General features: G+C 38.2%; 18 protein-coding genes and 2 pseudogenes. 15 read left to right on the top strand and 5 right to left on the bottom strand.

The window, feature by feature from the left end; genetic code table 11:
- Positions 1 to 2: 2 nt before the first annotated feature.
- The 7 genes and pseudogenes from GCWU000282_RS14215 to GCWU000282_RS14190 all read left to right on the top strand — a co-directional run bounded on the left by GCWU000282_RS14215 (position 3) and on the right by GCWU000282_RS14190 (position 7,338).
- Positions 3 to 1,007 (top strand): ABC transporter ATP-binding protein, encoded by a 1,005-nt coding sequence (locus GCWU000282_RS14215; RefSeq protein ID WP_023355870.1) that lies wholly within the window; start codon positions 3 to 5, stop codon positions 1,005 to 1,007.
- Positions 997 to 1,359 (top strand): annotated as a pseudogene (locus tag GCWU000282_RS17720) (ATP-binding cassette domain-containing protein); the annotation flags it as partial. The gene GCWU000282_RS14215 and the pseudogene GCWU000282_RS17720, both read left to right, overlap by 11 nt.
- A gap of 384 nt (positions 1,360 to 1,743) precedes the next feature.
- A pseudogene (locus GCWU000282_RS17715) lies at positions 1,744 to 2,514 on the top strand (ABC transporter ATP-binding protein); the annotation flags it as partial.
- A complete protein-coding gene (locus GCWU000282_RS14205) occupies positions 2,514 to 2,723 on the top strand; it encodes a hypothetical protein (RefSeq protein ID WP_023355868.1) in 210 nt (69 codons plus the stop codon). The pseudogene GCWU000282_RS17715 and the gene GCWU000282_RS14205, both read left to right, overlap by 1 nt.
- A gap of 382 nt (positions 2,724 to 3,105) precedes the next feature.
- Complete coding sequence (gdhA, locus tag GCWU000282_RS14200; protein WP_023355867.1) at positions 3,106 to 4,440, top strand: NADP-specific glutamate dehydrogenase; 1,335 nt, start codon at positions 3,106 to 3,108, stop codon at positions 4,438 to 4,440.
- 182 nt (positions 4,441 to 4,622) lie between these two features.
- Positions 4,623 to 6,065: a sucrose phosphorylase gene (gene gtfA, locus GCWU000282_RS14195; RefSeq protein WP_023355866.1), complete on the top strand. Its 1,443-nt coding sequence runs from the start codon at positions 4,623 to 4,625 to the stop codon at positions 6,063 to 6,065.
- 106 nt (positions 6,066 to 6,171) lie between these two features.
- Positions 6,172 to 7,338, top strand: coding sequence for a CapA family protein (locus GCWU000282_RS14190; RefSeq protein WP_023355865.1), 1,167 nt, complete (start codon positions 6,172 to 6,174; stop codon positions 7,336 to 7,338).
- A 131-nt stretch (positions 7,339 to 7,469) separates the two neighbouring features.
- Here GCWU000282_RS14190 and GCWU000282_RS14185 read toward each other — a convergent pair whose 3' ends face one another.
- The 4 genes from GCWU000282_RS14185 to GCWU000282_RS14170 all read right to left on the bottom strand — a co-directional run bounded on the left by GCWU000282_RS14185 (position 7,470) and on the right by GCWU000282_RS14170 (position 12,615).
- Positions 7,470 to 8,297 carry a carbohydrate ABC transporter permease gene (locus GCWU000282_RS14185; protein ID WP_023355864.1) on the bottom strand — a complete coding sequence of 276 codons (828 nt, stop codon included), beginning with the start codon at positions 8,295 to 8,297 and terminating at the stop codon, positions 7,470 to 7,472.
- Between the two features lie 13 nt (positions 8,298 to 8,310).
- Positions 8,311 to 9,231: a carbohydrate ABC transporter permease gene (locus GCWU000282_RS14180; RefSeq protein WP_023355863.1), complete on the bottom strand. Its 921-nt coding sequence runs from the start codon at positions 9,229 to 9,231 to the stop codon at positions 8,311 to 8,313.
- A gap of 18 nt (positions 9,232 to 9,249) precedes the next feature.
- The gene (locus GCWU000282_RS14175) at positions 9,250 to 10,572 is read right to left on the bottom strand and encodes an ABC transporter substrate-binding protein (RefSeq protein ID WP_023355862.1); all 1,323 of its coding nucleotides are present in this window, start codon (positions 10,570 to 10,572) and stop codon (positions 9,250 to 9,252) included.
- A gap of 156 nt (positions 10,573 to 10,728) precedes the next feature.
- Entirely contained in the window at positions 10,729 to 12,615 is a 1,887-nt protein-coding gene (locus GCWU000282_RS14170) for a DUF5696 domain-containing protein (RefSeq protein WP_023355861.1), read from the bottom strand.
- A 239-nt stretch (positions 12,616 to 12,854) separates the two neighbouring features.
- Between GCWU000282_RS14170 and GCWU000282_RS14165 the strand changes: the two genes are divergently transcribed.
- The 3 genes from GCWU000282_RS14165 (at position 12,855) to bcp (ending at position 14,732) form a co-directional block, all read left to right on the top strand.
- The gene (locus tag GCWU000282_RS14165; RefSeq protein ID WP_023355860.1) at positions 12,855 to 13,844 is read left to right on the top strand and encodes an AraC family transcriptional regulator; all 990 of its coding nucleotides are present in this window, start codon (positions 12,855 to 12,857) and stop codon (positions 13,842 to 13,844) included.
- 184 nt (positions 13,845 to 14,028) lie between these two features.
- The gene (locus tag GCWU000282_RS14160; RefSeq protein WP_023355859.1) at positions 14,029 to 14,256 is read left to right on the top strand and encodes a (2Fe-2S)-binding protein; all 228 of its coding nucleotides are present in this window, start codon (positions 14,029 to 14,031) and stop codon (positions 14,254 to 14,256) included.
- Between the two features lie 23 nt (positions 14,257 to 14,279).
- Positions 14,280 to 14,732 (top strand): thioredoxin-dependent thiol peroxidase, encoded by a 453-nt coding sequence (gene bcp / locus GCWU000282_RS14155; RefSeq protein ID WP_035041176.1) that lies wholly within the window; start codon positions 14,280 to 14,282, stop codon positions 14,730 to 14,732.
- 65 nt (positions 14,733 to 14,797) lie between these two features.
- On the opposite strand, the gene GCWU000282_RS14150 is transcribed toward bcp, so the two are convergent.
- Positions 14,798 to 16,006 carry an EAL and HDOD domain-containing protein gene (locus tag GCWU000282_RS14150; RefSeq protein WP_023355857.1) on the bottom strand — a complete coding sequence of 403 codons (1,209 nt, stop codon included), beginning with the start codon at positions 16,004 to 16,006 and terminating at the stop codon, positions 14,798 to 14,800.
- 342 nt (positions 16,007 to 16,348) lie between these two features.
- Here GCWU000282_RS14150 and GCWU000282_RS14145 point away from each other — a divergent pair, with 342 nt between their 5' ends.
- The 5 genes from GCWU000282_RS14145 to GCWU000282_RS14125 all read left to right on the top strand — a co-directional run bounded on the left by GCWU000282_RS14145 (position 16,349) and on the right by GCWU000282_RS14125 (position 20,877).
- Positions 16,349 to 17,482, top strand: a complete 1,134-nt coding sequence (locus GCWU000282_RS14145; RefSeq protein ID WP_023355856.1) for an iron-siderophore ABC transporter substrate-binding protein — start codon at positions 16,349 to 16,351, stop codon at positions 17,480 to 17,482.
- Positions 17,483 to 17,507: 25 nt separating this feature from the next.
- The gene (locus tag GCWU000282_RS14140) at positions 17,508 to 18,506 is read left to right on the top strand and encodes a FecCD family ABC transporter permease (protein WP_023355855.1); all 999 of its coding nucleotides are present in this window, start codon (positions 17,508 to 17,510) and stop codon (positions 18,504 to 18,506) included.
- On the top strand, positions 18,503 to 19,522 hold the full coding sequence (locus tag GCWU000282_RS14135) for a FecCD family ABC transporter permease (protein WP_023355854.1): 1,020 nt from the start codon (positions 18,503 to 18,505) through the stop codon (positions 19,520 to 19,522). Before GCWU000282_RS14140 ends, GCWU000282_RS14135 begins: the two co-directional genes overlap by 4 nt.
- A complete protein-coding gene (locus tag GCWU000282_RS14130) occupies positions 19,522 to 20,337 on the top strand; it encodes an ABC transporter ATP-binding protein (protein ID WP_023355853.1) in 816 nt (271 codons plus the stop codon). Before GCWU000282_RS14135 ends, GCWU000282_RS14130 begins: the two co-directional genes overlap by 1 nt.
- A gap of 81 nt (positions 20,338 to 20,418) precedes the next feature.
- Complete coding sequence (locus GCWU000282_RS14125; RefSeq protein WP_023355852.1) at positions 20,419 to 20,877, top strand: DIP1984 family protein; 459 nt, start codon at positions 20,419 to 20,421, stop codon at positions 20,875 to 20,877.
- Positions 20,878 to 21,306 lie beyond the last annotated feature (429 nt).

The raw sequence follows: 21,306 nt of genomic DNA, 5'->3' as shown, positions 1-21,306 counted from the left end.
AGGTGGAAGAAAACAAGTATTTACTTGAGCTACAGGACTTAAAAACCTTCTTTACTACCAAGAAGGGCATAGTTAAGGCTGTAAACGGTGTTACCTACCATGTTGAGGCAGGTAAGACTTTGGGAGTAGTAGGAGAGAGCGGCAGCGGTAAGAGTGTATCCGCCATGAGTATCCTTAAGCTCCTTGACGGCAACGGTAAGATTGCCGGTGGTAAGATTATATTTGATGGCAAGGATTTGGCAGGAGTATCCATAAAGGATATGTATAAGATAAGAGGAAATGATATTTCAGTTATCTTTCAGGAGCCAATGACGAGTCTGAATCCAATATTTACTATAGAAAGACAGGTCGCAGAGCCTTTTATCATTCATCAGGGAATGAGTAAAAAAGAAGCTAATGCAAAGGTTGTGGAAATGCTTAGTGCAGTTAAGATTCCTAACCCTGAGGCAGTGGCAAAGCAGTATCCTCATCAGCTTTCGGGTGGAATGAGGCAGAGAGTTATGATAGCGATGGCTCTTGCCTGCCAGCCTAAGCTTTTAATTGCGGATGAGCCTACTACAGCTCTTGATGTTACTATTCAGGCTCAGATACTTAAGCTTATGAATGAGCTTAAGAAGGAGCGTGGAACCTCTATCTTATTCATTACTCATGACCTTGGTGTAATTAATGAAATGGCGGATGATGTAGCTGTTATGTACTGCGGTCAGGTTGTAGAGATGGCTCCGTCAAGAACTATTTTTGGAAAGGATGATTATAACCATCCTTATACAGAAGGTCTTATGAACTCTATACCAAGGCTGGATACCCCTTCAGGTGTAAGGCTTGAAGCTATACCGGGAGCTGTTCCGCATCCTCTTGATCTTCCGAAAGGATGTAAGTTTGCCCCACGTTGTAAATATTGTACGGAGAAATGCTTGAATGAACAGCCGGAACTCGCAGAAGTTGAGCCCGGACATCAGGTAAGGTGTTTCTATCCTGAAAAGGGGGCAAGAAAAAATGGAAAATAATAATGAAAAAAATGTATTACTTCATATAGAAGATTTAAAGCAGTATTTCCCTATCAAAAAAGGTTTTGGAGAGAAGCAGCGTTATGTAAAGGCTAATGACGGGATTTCCATCGACATAAGAGAAGGTGAAACCTATGGACTTGTTGGAGAGTCTGGCTGCGGCAAGTCTACTCTTGGACGTGTACTCCTACAGCTTTATAAGCAGACAGCAGGTCGTACAATGTACTATGGAAGAAATATTGATGACCTTGCTCCAAGCTATGTGGCTGAAACTTTAAAGAAAATTCCGACTCTTAAAAAAGAATGGGAAAGGCTCGTAGCTGAGGAGGAAGAAGCCAAGAAGGCAAATGAGGCTGCTTCAACCGATGAAGACAAATTTGCAGCCTTAGAGAAATATAATGAGGCTGTCAGAAAGACCAAGGAAGCTTATCTTAATATAGTGGAACTTATAGGTGGTTTCTTTGTGCTTGATGATTTATCTGAGGTTTCGGATCTGCTCATTAAGGAGCATACCCATGCGGCAGCTATCTTTGATTCAAAGGAAAAAGAAGACCTATACCAGAAACAGTATGACAAGAAACCGAAAGAAGGTCTTAGAAATAAGATAGATAAACTTCGTGAAAGCAGGACAGGACAGGAACAGGAACTTGCGAAACTTCGCAAGATTCTTGAGGATAAGCGTAAAGAACTTAGCTCTGATCCTGATTTTGAAAAGCATGAGGCTTACAGAGACGGAGGAATAAATCTTGCCAAGCTGAAAGAACATGAGATAAGAGTTCTCAGAAGAGATCTCCAGCTCATTTTCCAGGACCCGTATTCATCTCTAAATCCGAGAATGACTGTTGGTCAGATTATTGGAGAAGGTTTGCTTGCGCATAATATTTTTACTGAAAATGATGAGAAGATGCAGGAGTATATACTTAAAGTCATGGAAGAGTGTGGTCTTGCACCATATTTCATTCACAGATATCCTCATCAGTTCTCAGGTGGACAGCGCCAGCGTATAGGAATTGCCCGCTCGCTTGCACTTCGTCCTAAGTTTGTGGTATGTGATGAGGCGGTTTCGGCACTTGACGTGTCTATTCAGTCACAGGTTATAAACCTTTTGATTGATTTGAAGGAGAAGAGTAATCTTACATATCTTTTCATTTCACATGATCTCAGTGTAATTAAGTATATAAGTGACAGAGTTGGTGTAATGTACCTTGGAAGTATGGTAGAGGAGGCTGATACAGAGGAGCTTTATGCACATCCGAGTCATCCTTATACAGAGGCACTGCTTTCCGCAATTCCTACTACAGATGTAGATAAGGATAAGAAGGAGACCATACTTATAGAGGGAGATATCCCAAGTCCTATCAATCCTCCAAAGGGTTGTAAGTTCCATACCAGATGCCGTTACTGCACAGAAATTTGTAAGCATGTAACTCCTGTATTTGAGGAAGTTGCACCCGGACACAGGGTTGCCTGCCACCATAAGCTTGGCTTATATGGAGAGAAAAAATAATGTTTTTTGGAAAGAAGCTCGACAGAAGCTACGATACAATGAGGTATCTGAGTGGAGAAGAGAAAGAAACCGAGGAAGAGTTAAAAGACTTTAGGGAAAGAGAAAAGCTGGAGTTTAAGGATATACTGGCTATGGTAATCTCTGCACTTTTAGTTTTTGGCCCGCTGTTTCTTATAATCGGAATTATTATGTTTGTATTAACATTATAAAATTTAGAAAGGCTCGTCTTACTGTAATGGTGAGGCGGGTTTTTTGGTTTAAATAACATATAAACAGTTTTTAATATTTTTAGCAAGTGGATAGAAGCCGTAACTATTAATAAATATAACGAGATGATATATTTTGTATAATTGTATACAAAGATACTAAAAACTGTTGACAGGAAAACTTCATACATTTATACTGTAAACAGATTTTAGCCCAAATTATTCACGAAACATCTTCGGAAATACATAGTCACAGACCAAAACTATTTATCCTATTGTACTATGGGGAATAAGAGGTCTGTGACCTATGGTGTTAATAATTGGGGGCTAGGATAATTTCTTATTATTCAAGGATTAAAATTTCTTATTAGAAGGGAGAAATATTATGTCATATGTTGATGAGGTACTTAGCAAAGTAAAAGAGAAAAACTCTCATGAGCCTGAGTTCATACAGGCAGTTACAGAGGTTCTTGAATCCCTCAGACCTGTAATAGAGAGTGAAGAAGAAAAGTATAGAAGAGATGCAATTTTAGAGAGAATGACAGAGCCTGACAGGATAATAACCTTCAGAGTTCCTTGGGTGGATGATAAGGGACAGGCTCAGGTAAACAGAGGATTCAGAGTACAGTTTAACAATGCAATAGGACCATATAAGGGGGGACTTAGACTTCATCCTTCTGTAAATCAGAGTATAATCAAGTTTTTGGGCTTTGAGCAGTGCTTTAAGAATTCTCTCACAGGACTTCCGATTGGAGGCGGTAAGGGTGGTTCTGACTTCGATCCTAAGGGAAAGAGTGACAGAGAGGTTATGGCTTTCTGCAAGAGCTTTATTACAGAACTTTACAAGTATATTGGTAAAGACGAGGATGTACCTGCCGGTGATATCGGTGTCGGTGCAAGAGAAATAGGTTATATGTATGGTCAGTACAAACGTATAACAGGACTTTATGAGGGAGTGCTTACAGGTAAGGGACTTAGTTATGGCGGTTCCCTTGCAAGAAAGGAGGCTACAGGCTATGGCCTTGTATACATCACAGATGAGATGCTTAAGTCAAAAGGAAAGAGCCTTGAAGGTAAGACAGTAGTAGTATCAGGTTCGGGAAATGTGGCTATTTATGCCATAGAAAAAGCCATAGCTCTTGGTGCTAAACCTGTTACAGCTTGTGATTCCACAGGCTGGGTATATGATCCGGACGGAATAGATGTGGCTGTACTTCAGGATGTAAAGGAAGTAAAGCGAGCAAGGCTTACAGAGTATGTTAAGGCAAGACCGAATGCAGAGTATCACGAGGGTAAGGGAGTATGGAGCGTGAAATGTGATATAGCTCTTCCTTGTGCAACCCAGAATGAACTTGATCTTGAAGATGCCAAGACACTTGTAGCAAACGGTTGCTTTGCAGTATGTGAGGGTGCTAATATGCCTACTACCTTAGAGGCTACCGAGTACCTGCAGAAGAACGGAGTATTTTTCCTTCCGGGAAAAGCAGCTAACGCAGGCGGAGTTGCAACTTCAGCCCTTGAAATGAGCCAGAACTCAGAACGCCTTAGCTGGAGCTTTGAAGAGGTAGATGCCAAGTTAAAGGGAATTATGGTAAATATCTTCCATAACCTTGATGTGGCAGCTAAAAAGTACGGTAAGGACGGTGACTATGTAGCAGGAGCGAATATCGCAGGCTTTATGAAGGTTTGCGATGCTATGATGGCACATGGAGTGGTGTAAATTAGATTGAATAATTAAAGCACTTGTTTCAAATATTTGGGACAGGTGTTTTTTTATTTCAATATCAGGATATTGGAGTGTTAGAATAGATTTCGGTCTTTCTTTTTTCTTCTTGCCCCGGCACCCAAAATATCTTATACTAAAAGAGTAAGGCACATACAAAAATAAAAGGAGACACGTCTATGAAAAAACTTGAGAACAGGATTATGCTCATTACTTATGCTGACTGTATGGGAAATAACCTTAAAGACCTTTCTAAGGTACTTGATAAGCATTTCAGTAAGGCTCTTGGCGGAGTACATATCTTGCCGTTTTTTCCATCATCAGGGGACAGAGGTTTTGCTCCAATGAGATATGACATAGTAGATGAGACCTTTGGAGATTGGGAGGATGTTACAAGGCTTTCAGAAAAGTATTACCTTATGTTTGACTATATGTTAAACCATATAAGCGCACAGAGCCCTTATTACAAAGATTTTTTAAAGAATAAGGATAACAGTCCTTACAAAGACCTTTTCATCAGATATAAAGATTTCTGGGAAAATGGAGAGCCTACCGAGGCAGAAGTAGATGCAATTTATAAGAGAAAACCCAGAGCGCCTTATGTAGAAGCTCATTTTGAAGACGGAACTACAGAAAAGGTATGGTGTACCTTTGATGAAGAACAGATAGATATTAACTGTCCTTCTGATACTGCTAAAAGATTCCTTGTGGATAATTTAACAGGCATGGCCAAAAGAGGGGCAGCTATCATAAGACTGGATGCCTTTGCCTATGCGACCAAAAAGGCTGGAACAAGCTGCTTTTTCGTAGAGCCTTATGTATGGGAGCTTCTTGCAGAGGTTACAGATGTGCTCACACCTACAGGAGTTACTATTCTTCCTGAAATACATGAACATTATACAATACCTTTTAAAATAGCTGAAAAAGGATATTTTGTATATGATTTTGCACTTCCTATGCTTCTTCTTAATTCGCTTTACTACGGGCAGACAAAGTATCTTAAGGACTGGTTGTTAAAATGCCCTAATAAGCAGTTTACAACTCTCGATACACATGACGGAATTGGAGTGGTAGACGTTAAAGATTTGCTTCCTGATGAGGAAATTGAAAGGACTAAAGAAGATATATTTAAGTTTGGTGCCAATGTTAAAAAGATATATAATACAGCAGCTTATAATAACCTTGATATCTATCAGGTAAACTGCTCGTACTATTCAGCTTGCGGTGATAATGATGATGCTTACCTGCTTGCAAGGGCAGTACAGTTCTTTGCTAAGGGTATTCCACAGGTGTACTATGTAGGACTTCTTGCCGGTAAAAATGACCTTAAGCTTCTTGAGGAAACTAAGGTAGGTAGGAATATTAACAGACATTATTATACTTTAGAAGAAGTGGATGAGGAAGTAGAAAGACCTGTGGTTAGAAATCTACTTAAACTTATGGAATTTAGAAATACGTCAAAAGCCTTTGCTCTTGATGGAAAATTTGAAATTCTTCCGACAGATGAGGATAAACTTCATATAATAAGAGAGGCTGAAGGAGAAAAAGCAGAGCTTATAGCTGATTTTAAGACTAAAAAATTCAAGATACTTTCAAATGGGGAAGAGATTTTCAGTAACTAAACTTAAGCAATTAAAAAATTATCTTTGATACAGGAGTCAATTTCTAAAAAAATTGTTCTATATATCTGAGAATAGCCTGGACAGCTTATTACAAAAGGGGGAAGTTATGAAACTTAAAAAAATTGTAGCATTGGGACTTTCACTAATTTTATTTACAGCAAATATAACACCGGTACAGACAGTATTTGCGGATAATAAAAAGGAAGTTAAGAAAGAGAAAGTTAAAAAAGAAAGTAAAGAAAATGAACTTGATTTGGTTATGGCAGGAGATGTGCTTTTGCATTTAAGACTTGCATACTGGTCAGCAGATGGGAAGGGTGGTTATAATTTTAACCCGATATTTAAGAAAATCAAGCCTCTTATACAAGAAGCCGATCTTGCCATAGTAAATCAGGAAACTATCTTAGGCGGAAAAGAGCTCGGAGTTACAGGGTACCCTAGATTTAACGGACCTTACGAGCTTGGAGATGCACTTGTAAATGCGGGTTTTGATGTAGTTCTTCACAGCAATAATCACTCTCTGGACAAAGGTAAGCAGGGAATATACAATTGTCTTAATTTCTGGAAGAAATATCCTCAGATAAAGACAGTCGGAATTAATCTCTCATGGAAGCAGAAGAATAAGCTTTGCATTTATGAGAAAAACGGAATAAAGGTTGCAATCCTTAATTATACCTATGGAACCAACGGAATTCCTCTTCCGAAAGACATGCCTTATGCAGTTAATTATCTCAATAAAAAGGAAGTAATAAGCGATATAAAGAGAGCAGAAAAAGAAGCTGATTTTACTATAGTCTGCCCACACTGGGGTACTGAGTATTACAGAGGAATTTCAGAGTATCAAAAGACCTGGAGCAAAATTTTTGTTGAGAACGGAGTTGACCTTGTGCTTGGCTGTCATCCTCATGTAATAGAGCCTATAAAATATGTAATTGATAAAAAGACAGGTCATAAAATGCTATGCTACTATTCTCTGGGCAACTTTGTAAACAGTACAATGTCTACAGGCAGAGTAGGTGACAGGTACATAGGCGGTATTGCTAAAGTTAAGCTTAAAAGAGGGGCTGACAACAAGGTAAAAATTGCTAAATACGGTGTAAAGGCTACTGTTATGCATAATGGCGGAGGTCATTATGGTTCAAGTGTCTACCCACTAAGTGATTACACCGAAAAGCTTGCAAGGAAGAATGTAATGAAAGCGCAGGACTACACATTTTCACTGGACTTTTGCAAAAAGGTATGTAACGAAGTTTGGGGCAAGCTTTGGGATTGATTTAATATTTTGCAGATGATTTGAAATAAGTAAAACGGTACAGGTTGAAGAGATTCAAAATGTACCGTTTATTTTTCAGCAAGCTTTAATTGGCTTTTATGTGTAGTTTAGTGAATAATTAAGATGCCATATCAACCTTTAATACCTGATTGGGCAACACCCTCTATAAATTGCTTCTGGAAGATGAAAAATAATACTATTATAGGTATAACAGCCATTACTGCACCTGCCATCTGCATAGGATACTGGGTGATGTACTGTCCCTGTAAGGTTGAAAGTGCAGGACCGAGTGTCATTTTCTTAGTGGAGGTGTTTACTATAAGTGGCCACATAAAGTCATTCCAGGCAAACTTTGCAGTAAAGATTGCAAGAGAAACAAGCCCCGGTTTAACCAAAGGAAGCATTATTTTTCCGAATATCTGGAAGCGGTTGCAACCATCAAGGAGGGCGGCTTCTTCAAGTTCTTTAGGCAAAGACATAAAAAACTGTCTGAGCAGAAAAGTTCCGAATGCACTGAAAAGATTTGGAATAAAAAGTGCAGGTATTGAATCAAGTAAGTCCATTTTCTGAACAATCAGGTACTGAGGAATAAGGAAAATCTGTCCGGGAACCATAAGTACTGAAAGTAACACAACAAAAATCACATTTTTAAATGGAAAATCAATCCTTGCAAAAGCATATCCTGCCATAGCACAGAAGATGAGCTGGGCAATAGTTGTGACTACGGTTGATATAAAGGTATTCAGATATACCTGTCCAAAAGGCAGAGAGCTTATAATCTGTGTGTAAGCATCTATAAGAAACTGTTTTGGAAAGATTGTAGGTGGTATTTGCATGGCTTCACCGGTTGCCTTAAAAGAAGTAAGTACCATCCATAAAAATGGGAATATCACAACACCGATACCACTTAGGAGGATGAGATGAATGATTAGTTTTCTAAGTTTCTGTTTGTTTTTCATATTTTCCTCCTTTCTAGTAATTAACCCATTTCTTCTGGCCTATAAGCTGGAAAATGGTCACTATCATAATGGCGATAAAGATAAGGATTGATATAGCTGCAGCATAGCCTTTGTAACCATAGTCAAATGCCTGTCGGTAGAAGAGCATAACTACAGTCTGGGTAGATTCGTAGGCTGGGTTTGATTTGAGTACCATCATATAAACCACATCGAACACCTGAAAACCACTTATTATAGAGGTTATCATAACAAAGAAGATGGAAGGTGTAAGCAGTGGAATGGTAATTTTAAAAAATTGCGCTAACCCTCCCGCACCGTCTATGGAAGCAGCCTCATAATAGGTCTTTGGTATGCCTTGCATTCCTGCTAATAGAATAATCATATTATAGCCGACACTCATCCAAAGTCCGACAAGCATTACTATAAAAAGTGCTGTTTTAGGATTGGTAAGCCATCCTACTCTTTCACCGCCAAGACCTGCAATTACAGAATTAAGTATGCCCATTTTCTCATTGAACACCCATTTCCATACCATAGCTACGGCAGCGGCCATAGTTACAGAGGGAAGGAAATACAGAGTTCTGTAAATAGAAGTGCCACGGATTTTCGCATTAAGCAGTGCAGCAATGCAAATGGACAAAAACAGACCTATAGGAACGGTAAAAACTACATACTTCAGAGTGTTTAAGAAAGTAGACCATACTTCCTTATCTCCCATAAGTTGTTTATAGTTATCAAACCCAATGAAATGTGTAACATTGAACTTATTTACATCATTAAAGCTAAACCAGAAATTTTGTATAAACGGCCAGATGTAAAATACCAGTAAACCCAGAGTGACAGGTGCTATTAAGACGTAGCCTGCAACCCAGTCTTTTTTCTGCCTGGCAGTAACCTTCTTTTTCTTGATTACCATAGTCTGTTGTTTGTCCATAATTACCTCTCAAAAATTCTATTTATTTTTGGCAAGTAACGCATCCGCCTCAGTTTTAAGCTGTTTGCAAACATCTGCAAGACTCATTTCGCCACTGTAAGCCTTGTTAAGAGATTTTGACTCAAGGTCATAAAGTTCGGCAGCATTCTTGCAAACAGGAAGTGGATATGCTTTGTCTGCGTGATTGGTATAGGCTGCAAGATTATATGTTGAATTAGCTTTAGCAAAGAGATCCTGAGCGTCTGTTCTAGCTGAAATTACAGCACCGGCTTCACCCTGAATCTTCATGGCTTCCTTGCTTCCAAGCCATATAGCAAAAGCAGTTGCAGCTTCTTTGTTTGGACTTCCTTCATATACGGCATAGCCTAAACCGTTGATACAGTTATCTTCAACACCGTTAAAAGTAGGGATTTCAACACAGTCAATTTTATCTTTTATTGTTTCATTGCCGGCATATTCAGGAACCATGTAAGAACCTGCAAAATTCATTGCAAGCTGTCCTGCTTCAAACATAGCATCTGCACTTGTTTCTGCAAGAGAAGCGGAAGAAGGAGAAAGGTCTTTGTTAATAAAGTCTATCCAGCACTGAATTCCACCCTGTGTCTTAGGATCATCATAACCTGTTGACATTTTATCTTCGCTAAGAATATATCCGCCATTTGCATATACTGTTTGATAATACCAGGTCTGGAAGTCTACAGGGCAGGCAAATGGATATACTCCATCACCAAGTCCGGCTTTTTTAAGATTTTCAGCCATAGCCATAAGGTCATCATAAGTCATATCATTGGTAGGATAAGCTACTTTAGCTTTGTCAAAAATTTCCTTATTGAACCAGAGTGCATTGGTATCAAAATCTTTTGGTACAGCGTAGTTTACACCGTTTCTTACATAGTTGTTTACAAGTGCCTCAGGGAAGCTTGCCTTGATATCTGACTTTCCTATAGCGTCTGTAAGGTCAGCAAGTATACCGCCCTCTGCATAAGTATCAAGGTGAAGTACATTTAGCCAGAATACATCAGGAGCCTTACCACCTGTAGCTGCTGCTTCAAGCTTAGTCCAGTATTCACCACCCTTATAAGGTGTGAGCTGGATTTCAACAGATACGTTAGGATTAGCCTTTGTGTAAGCTTCAATAAGCTTTTCTGTCATAGGACGCTGTTTTTCATCCCAGATTCCGAGTGCAAGTGAAACCTTTTCTCCGCTTGCGGAGTTTACAGCAGAACCTGTTCCGCTTTTTGTAGTATTAGAAGCTGCATTATTTCCGCAGGCTCCCAGTGCAGCTATACTCATAGTTGCTGTAGCAAGTAATGCAAAGAATCTTTTTGTAACTTTTTTCATAACTAATCTCCTTTTCTTATTATTTATATCAAACCCTTATGGGCTGACATTTCAGAAGCTTATACATAGTGATTGATTTACTGCAAATAATTTATACCTAATTGTTAGCTGAATTTATCTACATGAAAGTAAAATTTCGATATAGACAAATTATAGTTAACTATCTGAATCAGACATAAGAATCTCATAAGAGGAAGTGTCAAAGTCCACAATCACCTTATATCCGTTTGCAAAGGTGGAAGCCTGCTTCCTGCCTGTTTCATCAAGAAGCTCATGTTTAATTAACTCTGCCTTTGCAACTTTTTCATGGAAGTCTGATACGACCTTGCTTCTTTTTATATCATCTGTAAGTTTTAAGTCATTATCTATGGTAAATGAGCCGTCTATGCCGGGATAAGCAGGCTCTCTAATAAGGTAAGGGGCACCGCCATTTATAAGGGCATAGAGCATATAGTCCTCATTTTCACTTACCTTATCCATCATCCAAGGCTCTATTACACAATCATGGTAGACAAGGTTGAACAATGGTACAGGTATACCGGTTTTAGGACTTCCCGGTTCATGTAACATAAAATCATAAGGTGTATAATGGCAAAATACAAGGCTTTTCATACACCAGTCATTCACTTCTTCGGAACTTGGAAGTATATTCTTTGAAAGCAGGTAATCAAAGCATTTATTTCTATATCTGTAAGAATCACATCTGGTCATACGGTGATGCGGGTTGGCACATTCATCTCCTTCATTACAGGTAAACACATCCAGATAGGCACAATCGAGGTGGATGTTATGTTTTGCTATTTCAGTAAAATTTCTCTTTACGTAATAAGGAGCCTGTGTGGTACAAAGGTAGCTTTGTGGTCCTCCTGCCCATCTTTTGTGAGTGTATATACTTCCGTCAGGACTCATACAGGCAAGATCATCACTATAGCTTTTGGCCTTTTTATAAAAATCTCTGTACTGGTCATGAATTCCGAACATAAAGCCAAGTTCTTTCATAGTGTCAGAAAGTTCCTTCATCCCTTCCCAACCACCGGCTTCGGCGCAGGCAGGAAGGTAGTCGGGATGATTATTGTCATAGCCGGGCTCTGCCCAGCCATCAAGATGTAGATAGAGCTTATCCACGCCAAGACTTTTCAACTCCCTCATTTCTTCAGCTCTTTTCTTAAAGCTTGTGAGATGATTGTTTTTATCGGGAGCAGCTGCATCAAAAAAGTCTGAATCGGACTGTACACAGGTTTTAATTCCCTTATGTACGAAGGCGCAGCCTATAAGATTATTTATAGAAGGAGTTCTTACTGCCTTTTCTTCTAAGGTCTTAAGTCTGCCTGTTTCTATCGCAAAATTTCTGTAAAGCTTGCAAATATCATTATAATCGCAGGAAGTAAGGAAGGAATATCTCATTATTCTGCGGTAATCCATCTTGCCAAGACTATTTTCAAGTCTGAAGCCTACTGAGGTATACCCGCCATTTTCAGGGTGCATAGCATAGTAGCCCATGTTCCAAGGGGTAAGGCTGATAGCTATGTAACCTTCTCCTTCTTTAATCTGTGAAAAGAACGGAAGGTAGGCGCTGGCTGTACCAAATCTGCCGTTGAATCCGTCCGGCCTAAACTCGGTGCTCCGGTTATTTGGGATAAGCAAACCTTGCTGTTTAGGAAGCAAGGTGTACCAGTCTGAACTATCTTTGTTAAATTCAAACTCTCCCGGCCAATATATATAGTCTACATTTGTAGAACCTTCTTCGATAGGTATCCATTCAAAATAAATATCATTGGTTGTGTTTTCAATCCATACAAAGGTTTCAAATACAATTCCTGATTCATAGCCTTCAAATCTGCTTAGTATGCCCTTTCCGACACCGGTTATAACTTCCTTATGGCTTATAACCGAGGCTTCCTTAAAATATATAATTTTATCCGCTGTTTTTATAAAGGGAGAAAAATCGGTTTTGGTCTGCCATTCTGTTCCGTTAGCAGATATAATAAATCTCAGAGTATTTTCATCAAAATTAAGTGAAAGCTTATTGTTTGTTATTTTCATTGGTAAGCACGTCCTTTGTTATATTTGAAACATCAATAAATTCTACTAAATTAATAGGGATGTTGATATGATTATAATACAAAACCTACAAAGGTAGTTGCACTAATAGACAAAAATGTTGTATTATAATCCACAAATGGGTGAAAATATATAAATTAAAAGCTTATATACAAAAAATATTGTAGTTTTTGTTGACGAATGACAGAGAAATGGTACATTTATTGTGATGGAGGTAGAATATGGCTTATGTTGCAACAAAACTTAGAAAGGTTATTGAGATTGATTCAATTATCACCATTCATTACTTTGAATATATGAAGGATTTTGTATTTTCAGGAGAGTTTCATGATTTCTGGGAATTTTTATATGTAGACAAGGGTGCAGTAGATGTATATGCGGGAGATAAATGGCTGACGGTAAAACAGGGAGAAATAATATTTCATAAGCCTAATGAATTCCATGCCCTGAAGTCAGTTGGTAAGGCATCGCCTAACTTAGTGGTAGCTTCCTTTAAGAGTAAATCAGAATTAATAAAGTTATTTGAAGGGAAAAAGTATGCCCTTAATAAGGATGAAAAAGTAGTACTTTCTTCTTATATTAATCAGGCTAAAAATATATTAAAAACACCGCTTAATATTCCTTCTGTCGAGCAGGTTCTACTAAAGCCGGATTTAAAAATCGGAGAAGAACAGATATTGCAAAGTATATTAGAGTATTTTCTTATATTAAATTTACAAAATCATATCGAAGTAGGGGGGACGGAAGTAAACAATACAAAAGATAAAGAGGAAGAAATTGAACTTTCAAGCCTGTCTACAGAGGATAATATTTCTAAGAAAAGCTTAAATTATTTTAATCTGTCTGTGGGAATGAAAGGAATGGATAAGGAGAAACTTCTTGTTGAAGTAATCAGATATATGGAGTTTCATATCTGTGACAGGCTTTCTATAGGAGAAATCTGCTCCAAATTCGGTATGAGCAAGTCATATTTGCACAACTTATTTTATAAGGCTAAGGGCTGCGGGGCCATAGATTATTTTAACAAGCTTAAGTTAGGCAGGGCAAAGACTATTATAAGAGAAGGAAATATGAGTTTTACTGAAATATCAATTTTTCTGTCATATGGCTCACTTTCCTATTTTTCAAAGGCATTTAGGAAGCTTGAAAATATGTCGCCTATGGAATATGCTGCCTCAGTGAAGAATATTTCGAATCTGACGGGGGAATGATATGGGTAAATGCCGATAAAGTATTTAAAAGGTGATATTGCCAAATATCTGCAAAATATCGTAATTGCTAGCCTATGGCTTGATTACGATTTTTCACAAGATATTTCGTGAATAATTTGAGATAAATTTTAGTTTACCACTTGCAAATATCCCAATTAAGCTATAGACTAAGGAAGAAATATTATTGAAAAAATTAGTCATTAAGAAAGGAAAGTATATGAAAAGAGATAAGATTGCCTGTAATTGCGAAAATGTAACTTACGGACAGATAATAGATGCGGTAAACTCCGGGGCTAAAACCTTTGAAGAAGTATCGGAAATCACAGGCTGCAGCACAGGCTGTGGTGGCTGCAGAGAGTTTATTGAGGTTTTTGTAAGGGATTTAGTTATGTTTCCTGAAGATAATATGTAGATTTGTATGTGGTAGGAGGGATTATGTTAGAAGTAGGAACAAAGGCACCTGATTTTAACCTGCCGGATCAAAACGGCAATATGCATTCGCTTTCAGAGTATAAGGGAAAGAAGCTGATTCTTTATTTTTATCCAAAGGACAGTACTCCGGGTTGTACCAAACAGGCTTGTGGATTTTCAGAGAGGTATCCGCTTTTTGTGGAAAAAGGAGTGGAGATTATCGGAATAAGCAAGGACAGCGTGGCTTCACATAAAAAATTTGAAGAAAAGAACGGACTTGGCTTCACTATTCTTTCCGATACCGAGCTTGCCGCAATAAATGCTTATGATGTATGGCATAAAAAGAAGATGGCAGGCAGAGAGTATATGGGAGTTGTGAGAACAACATACCTTATAGATGAAGAAGGAATTATAATTAGAGCTAATGATAAAGTAAAGGCTGAGAAAGATCCTGAAAATATGCTCAGTGAGATATAATAAAGAATAAAGTAAGCAGGAGAGAAAATTAAAATTCTTTCCTGCTTATATTTTACTTAGTTAATTTAAGAATTCTTCATTATGTTTTCTGCCCAGTTAATAGAGTCCATATACCAGTTAACAAGGCGGTTACAATCAATGTTTAGCTGTTTTGATAATTTATCGATTTCTTCCCACTCGCCTCTTTCGTAGGCTTCAGCAAGCTTTAGTACAGGCTCTAGCGGACCTTTTCTTTCTATTAGAGCACTTTTAATATCATCACTTATTGATAAATCAGTCATAGCTTCATCCATAGTAAGATCCAACATGGCATCAAGTACGCTGAAAAGACACATAAGTGATACTTCGGAGGCTCTTTGATACAAACTGCCGCAGTTCAAAGCAACAAGCTCTCCAAATTTAGAACGTATAAGAGATGTTCTTATTAGCTCATGAGGCTTATTTACAGAGAGATCCTGCAACATCATAATATGCACCCAACGCTCAAAGTCAGTAAGTCCCATTTTAATAAGGGCAGATTTAAGGCCTTTTTGTATATCATGCCCACCTTTCTTACTCACTACATTTACAAGTCTGTAGGCCACCGAAACATCTGTTTCAAGAATTTCAGAAAGTATGTGGAAGGATGGATCTTCAGCATGGAGCTCATTTAGCAACCTTCTATATATGGTTATATCAGGCTTTTTACCCTTTAGTCCCGCAACAATTACAGGTTTGCTGAAAAAATATCCCTGGAATAAATGAAAGCCCATTTTACGTGCTTCCAGAAACTCTTCTTCGGTTTCTACCTTTTCAGCAAGAAGTATTTTTCTGCGGTTTAATGCTTCGATTACCTCATCTTGTATGGTTTTTAACGGAGTAGCAATAAGATCAAACTTGATAATATCAGCTACAGGCACCATTTTATAATCCTTGACACTATGGACAAAATCATCAAGCGCAATACGATATCCTTCTTTGCGTAAGCTTTCGAGGCGGCGCATCAGACGATTATCCACTTCAACATCTTCCAATACTTCTATAATAAGTGTAGAAGGATCCACAAGTTCTATGGAATTGGACAACAAAGAATTATAATTGAAATTTACAAAAGCTTTTTTATTTCCGACTATTTTGTCCACACCTAACTCAAAAAGTCCGCCAAGTACAACTGCTGTTGAGCTTTCTGCACTTGTCCCGGTATAGGTTGCGGAAGTATTGCTATGTCTAAAAAGCAGTTCATAGCCATATACATCCTTAGTTTTGTCAAATATGGGCTGTCTTGCAATATACATATAGGCATCCCTTTCTTAAAAAAATCTATAAATATGTTAAATATTCAGGTAATATTACCTAGTATAACACTCTTTTGTTGATTTGTTAAGTAAAAGAATAATTAAAAATATATGGATTAGATATAAAAAATTATAGTATATAAATATACCTGATTACGAACAATGTATTCTTTAGTATGTCTAATATGTATAATTAGTGGAAATTAAACATAATTAAAATGCACTAAAGATAAAATGTTATAAGTAAAAGTTTGTTGATTAATGATATTGATAATTATTTGCGATATCTGTTATATTTAGTCTGCAGTCAGCAAAATATAATATAAACTTGAAAGGATAATTATGAGAGTTAAACACTTATTTAGTGCGGTAGTTTCAACACTGCTTGCAGTAGCAGTAGTTACAGGTTGTGGTACAAAGACAGGAAAGGTAGAAAATTCCGGTTCTCTAAAGAGTGGAAGTGTAACAAGTACATCTAAGAGTGCATCATCAGATAAAGCAACATCTTCCGCTTCATCAGCAGGCAGTAATGTATCGCAGGGGTCTTCAATCGGTACTGCCCAAACAGCAACTTTCCCTATTACAATGAAGCATGCCTATGGGGAGACAATTATCAATGCCAAACCTGAAAAGGTGGTCACATTAGATTGGAATAATGCAGATGCGGTTTTAGCACTTGGCATAGTTCCGGTGGGGACTGCCAGAGCAAACTGGGGACCTGTGACAGATAAGGGACTTCTCCCTTGGACGGAAGCTAAATTTAAAGAACTTGGAACCGAGAATCCAAATGTATTTAATGATCTTGAGGGATATGATTATGAGGCCATAGCCGGAACAAAGCCTGATATTATTGTTGCACCTTATTCCGGAATGGATGAGAAAGCTTATAAACGTCTTTCAGAGATAGCTCCGACTCTTCCTTTTAAGGAGACAGCTTGGAAAACCACTTGGAGAGAGCAGACTGTAGAGGCGGCTGAAGCTCTTGGAATGAAGACTGAAGGAGAGAAGCTTGTAGCTGATACGGATAATTTTATAAAGGAAACTTTAGCCAAATATCCTAATCTGTCGGGAAAAAGCGTTGCCCTGTGTTATATAAATGCAGCTGATCTTAGCAATTTTTCCGTATATAGGACGGCAGATCCTCGCGGTGCTTATCTTACGGATTTGGGCTTTACCTTCCCTGAAAAAATAGAAGCACAAGCACAGGATAAGAATGCTTTTTATGTGCAGATTTCAGCAGAACTCGCAGTTGAAAGTTTAAGCGATACCGATATTATTATTACATACGGGGATGACAAGACAATAGCAGCCCTAAAGAAAGATGCTATTTTTTCCAAAGTGCCTGCTGTTAAGGAAGGCAGAGTAGTGGTGCTTGACAACAACGGTAATCTTGCAGCAGCCTGCAATCCTTCCGTACTTTCTATAAAGGCAGAGTTAGTAAATTATCTTGATGCTATTAATGCAGTAGTTAAGTAAATATGAATTAAAGGGCAGGGTAAATATGGGAAAGAAAAAGTTTGTACTTGTTATAATCCTATGCTTAGCCCTGCTTTCTGTTATAGCAATGTTTTCTGTTTCATTGGGAGTGAAGAGAATAGCATTTTCAAAGGTTATGGAAGTAATATTTGGAAATGATTTGGATAGCATTGAAGCGACAATAATATTACAAAGAATTCCGAGAACTGTATTTGGAATACTGGCGGGGGGAGCTCTTGGCATATCGGGAGCACTGATGCAGAGTATAACAAGAAACCCTATCGCAGATCCGAGTATACTTGGGGTAAATACCGGCGCATCGCTGTTTGTGGTTGCCGGTATTGCTTTTTTTAATATTACAGCAGCTTACCAGTACATATGGCTGGCTATAATAGGAGCAGGACTTACGGCAGTATTTGTATACAGCGTTGCAAGTATGGGAAAAGATGGGGCTACACCTCTTAAATTAGCACTTTCAGGCTCGGCAGTAAGTATAGTACTGGGATCTTTGGTAAGCACAATTATGCTTCCCAATAATAGGGTAATGGAAGCTTTCAGATTCTGGCAGGTGGGAAGTATAGGAAGTGCTACTTGGGAGAATATAGCTCTTATAAGTCCGTTTATGATATTAGGCTTTATAATTTCTATGTTAATTTCAGGATATTTAAATAATCTTGCTTTAGGTGATGAGGCCGCTACAGCATTAGGTACTAATGTGGTGCTTACCAGGTCTGTAGGAGCACTTGCTTCAGTATTGTTATGTGGCGCTGCCACGGCACTTGCAGGTCCGATAGGCTTTATAGGGCTTATAATTCCTCATATAGTCAGGTTAGTTTTCGGAAGTGAGATGAGTAAAATGTTACCGCTTTCTTTCATAGGTTCAGGTATACTGTTGCTCTTGTCGGATATACTTGGAAGAATTATAGGTTCTCCCGGAGAAACTGAAGTAGGAATAGTTACTGCGGTATTAGGTGCACCTATATTTATATTTGCAATCAGGAAAGGGAGAGTAAAAAGTCTATGACAGAGTTGAACTATGGATTTAAGAAAAGAATCCTGAGATGGAGGCTGGTTGTATTCTTCCTTTTTGTACTTGCATTGATACTGATTGCCTGTGAACTTTGCTTTGGCAGTGTGTCTTATCCTATCGGAGATGTTATTAAGGTTTTGTTTGGTGAGACAATAGATGGTGTATCTTATGCGGTAAATAATGTAAGACTTCCCAGAATGATGGGAGCAGTATTTTCAGGGTTTGCATTCGGTATGGCAGGATATGTATTTCAGACTCTTTTGCATAATCCGCTTGCTTCTCCCGACGTAATCGGAATATCGGCAGGAACAAGTACTGCGGCAGTATTTTTTATATTAGTTATGGGATTTAGAGGAAGCATAGTTTCTGTATTGGCTATGATTTTTGGTATAATTACTGCCTTAGTAATATATAGATTATCAGTGATTAAGGGACATTTCACCTATGGAAGAATGATTCTTATAGGTATAGGAATTTCTGCTTTGTTAAGGGCTGTTACTTCATATCTTTTGGCAAAGGCAGCAGAGTATGACGTAGGTACAACTATGCAGTGGCTGAGTGGAAGTCTTAACGGAGTACAGATGGAAGATGTACCGGCACTTATTATAGTAGTCGGAGTAATAACACTTATATTGGTATCTCTTACAAGACATATGGAGATTATTCCTTTAGGCGATAATTTTGCGGTTGCACTAGGTTTAAATACCGGATTTACCTATTCGGTTATGATAATTGGTGCTGTTATTCTTGTTTCTTTTGCAACCTCAGTTACAGGGCCTATAGCATCTGTGGCATTTTTGTCGGGACCTATAGCCTCAAGCCTGGCAGGTAAAGGAAAATCTTGTCTTATACCGGCAGGTTTTGTTGGAACTGTACTTACTTTAGGAGCAGATTTAGTGGCCTTTCACGCTTTTCCGGTACATTATCCTGTAGGTGTGGTTACCGGCATATTAGGAGCACCATATATGCTTTATTTGCTTATCCGAATGAATAGAAGAGGTGTGAATTAATGGGAAAACATATATTAGAAGCTAAAAATCTGGTAGCAGGCTATGACGGAAATGCGATTATAAAAGGACTTAATTTAATTATACCGGAAGGGAAAATTTCTGTAATTATAGGTTCAAACGGCTGTGGTAAATCTACTCTTCTTAAAACATTTTGCAGGTTAAATAAGGTGATGTCGGGAGATATTTATTTGGACAATAAACCGATATCGGAGTATGCCCCTAAAGAAGTGGCAAAAATAATCAGTCTTATGCCGCAGTCACCTTTGGTTCCTGAAGGAATAACTGTATATGACCTTATAAGCAGAGGTCGCTTCCCGTATCGCAAGGTGTTTAGGGGGATGGATACAAAGGATTTTAAGGCAATAGAAGAGGCTATGGAAATAATGGGTATAACAGAGCTTCGTGACAGGGCGGTAGATGAACTTTCAGGCGGACAGCGGCAAAGAGTCTGGATAGCGCTTGCTCTTGCTCAGCAGACAGAAATTTTGTTTTTAGATGAACCTACAACCTTTCTTGATATAGCTTATCAGGTGGAAATTCTTGATTTACTCGGTGAACTGAACAGAACCAAAAAGACAACTATAATAATGGTACTGCATGATATCAATCTCTCGGTCAGGTATGCAGATTATATATTTGCACTTAAATCAGGTAATTTATATGCCGAAGGGATTCCTGAGGAGGTAATAAACGAAAAACTCATAAAGGATGTCTACGGACTTGACAGTGAAGTTGTAACAGATCCTACTTCAAATGCACCTATGGTTGTACCGATAGGAAAGTACAAAAAGAGTTTTATTATTACTGATAAATAGTTGGATTTTGCCTTATTTTTATCACGAAAACAGTATATTATGCATTGTAAATGATTTTTGTATTTGAAACGGAGGTAAGATATGAAACTTGCAGAAGCATTACAGGAAAGAGCAGATTTGGTAAATAATATAGAAAGATTAAGAGCAAGGATAAGAAATAATGCTCAGGTACAGGAAGGTGAAGAACCTGCTGAAAATCCTAAAGCACTCATAAAAGAGTTAAATAGCTGTATAGAAAGGTTTGAATACCTTGCAGCAAGAATAAATAAAACCAATAATGAGACTAAAATAGGAAATATGACCATAACAGAGGTCATAGCCAAAAAGGATGCACTTATTTTAAAAGCCTCAGCTTACAGAGATTTTGTGTATGAAGCAAGCAGCATAACAGGCAGGGCAAGAGGAACTGAAATTAAGATAGTGGCAACTCTTAAGGTAACTGAACTTCAAAAAGAAGTTGACAAGCTTTCAAAAGAAATCAGACTGCTTGACAATAGCCTTCAGGCAACTAATTGGAGCACAGAGCTTATAGAAGATTAATAAATCATACTTAGTTGGTAGCAGATTAGGGCGAATGTAAAATTCTGAGCTTTGCTCATTACAGGTGGCTGGCTTAAGGTAGGCCGGGGTTCGAGTCCCCAACCTTATTGTTATGACCATTATGGAGTACAAGCGTATAATTTAATTATGTTTATAATTTAAACCATACATTGACTAAGAAGCGAGGGTGGGTTCGGGGACTTAGAGTTGTGAAATATTGGATAGGGCTGATATGCTCCCTTCTAGGTAGACAAGAGAAAAAATAAAATCTCTTACTGCCTGGAAGGGAGCATTTTATGTCTAAAAGCAAGATATCACATTCAGAGAAATTACAGACAGTATATCTGATATTAGAAGGTAAAGAATCACTCCGACATGCTGCTGTCAGATTGGGAATCAGTCTCTCCTCCATACAACAATGGATAAGCA

It is taken from the genome of Catonella morbi ATCC 51271 (genome assembly GCF_000160035.2).
GTDB classification, from domain to species: domain Bacteria; phylum Bacillota; class Clostridia; order Lachnospirales; family Lachnospiraceae; genus Catonella; species Catonella morbi.
This window is presented reverse-complemented; position numbering and strand designations above follow the sequence as displayed.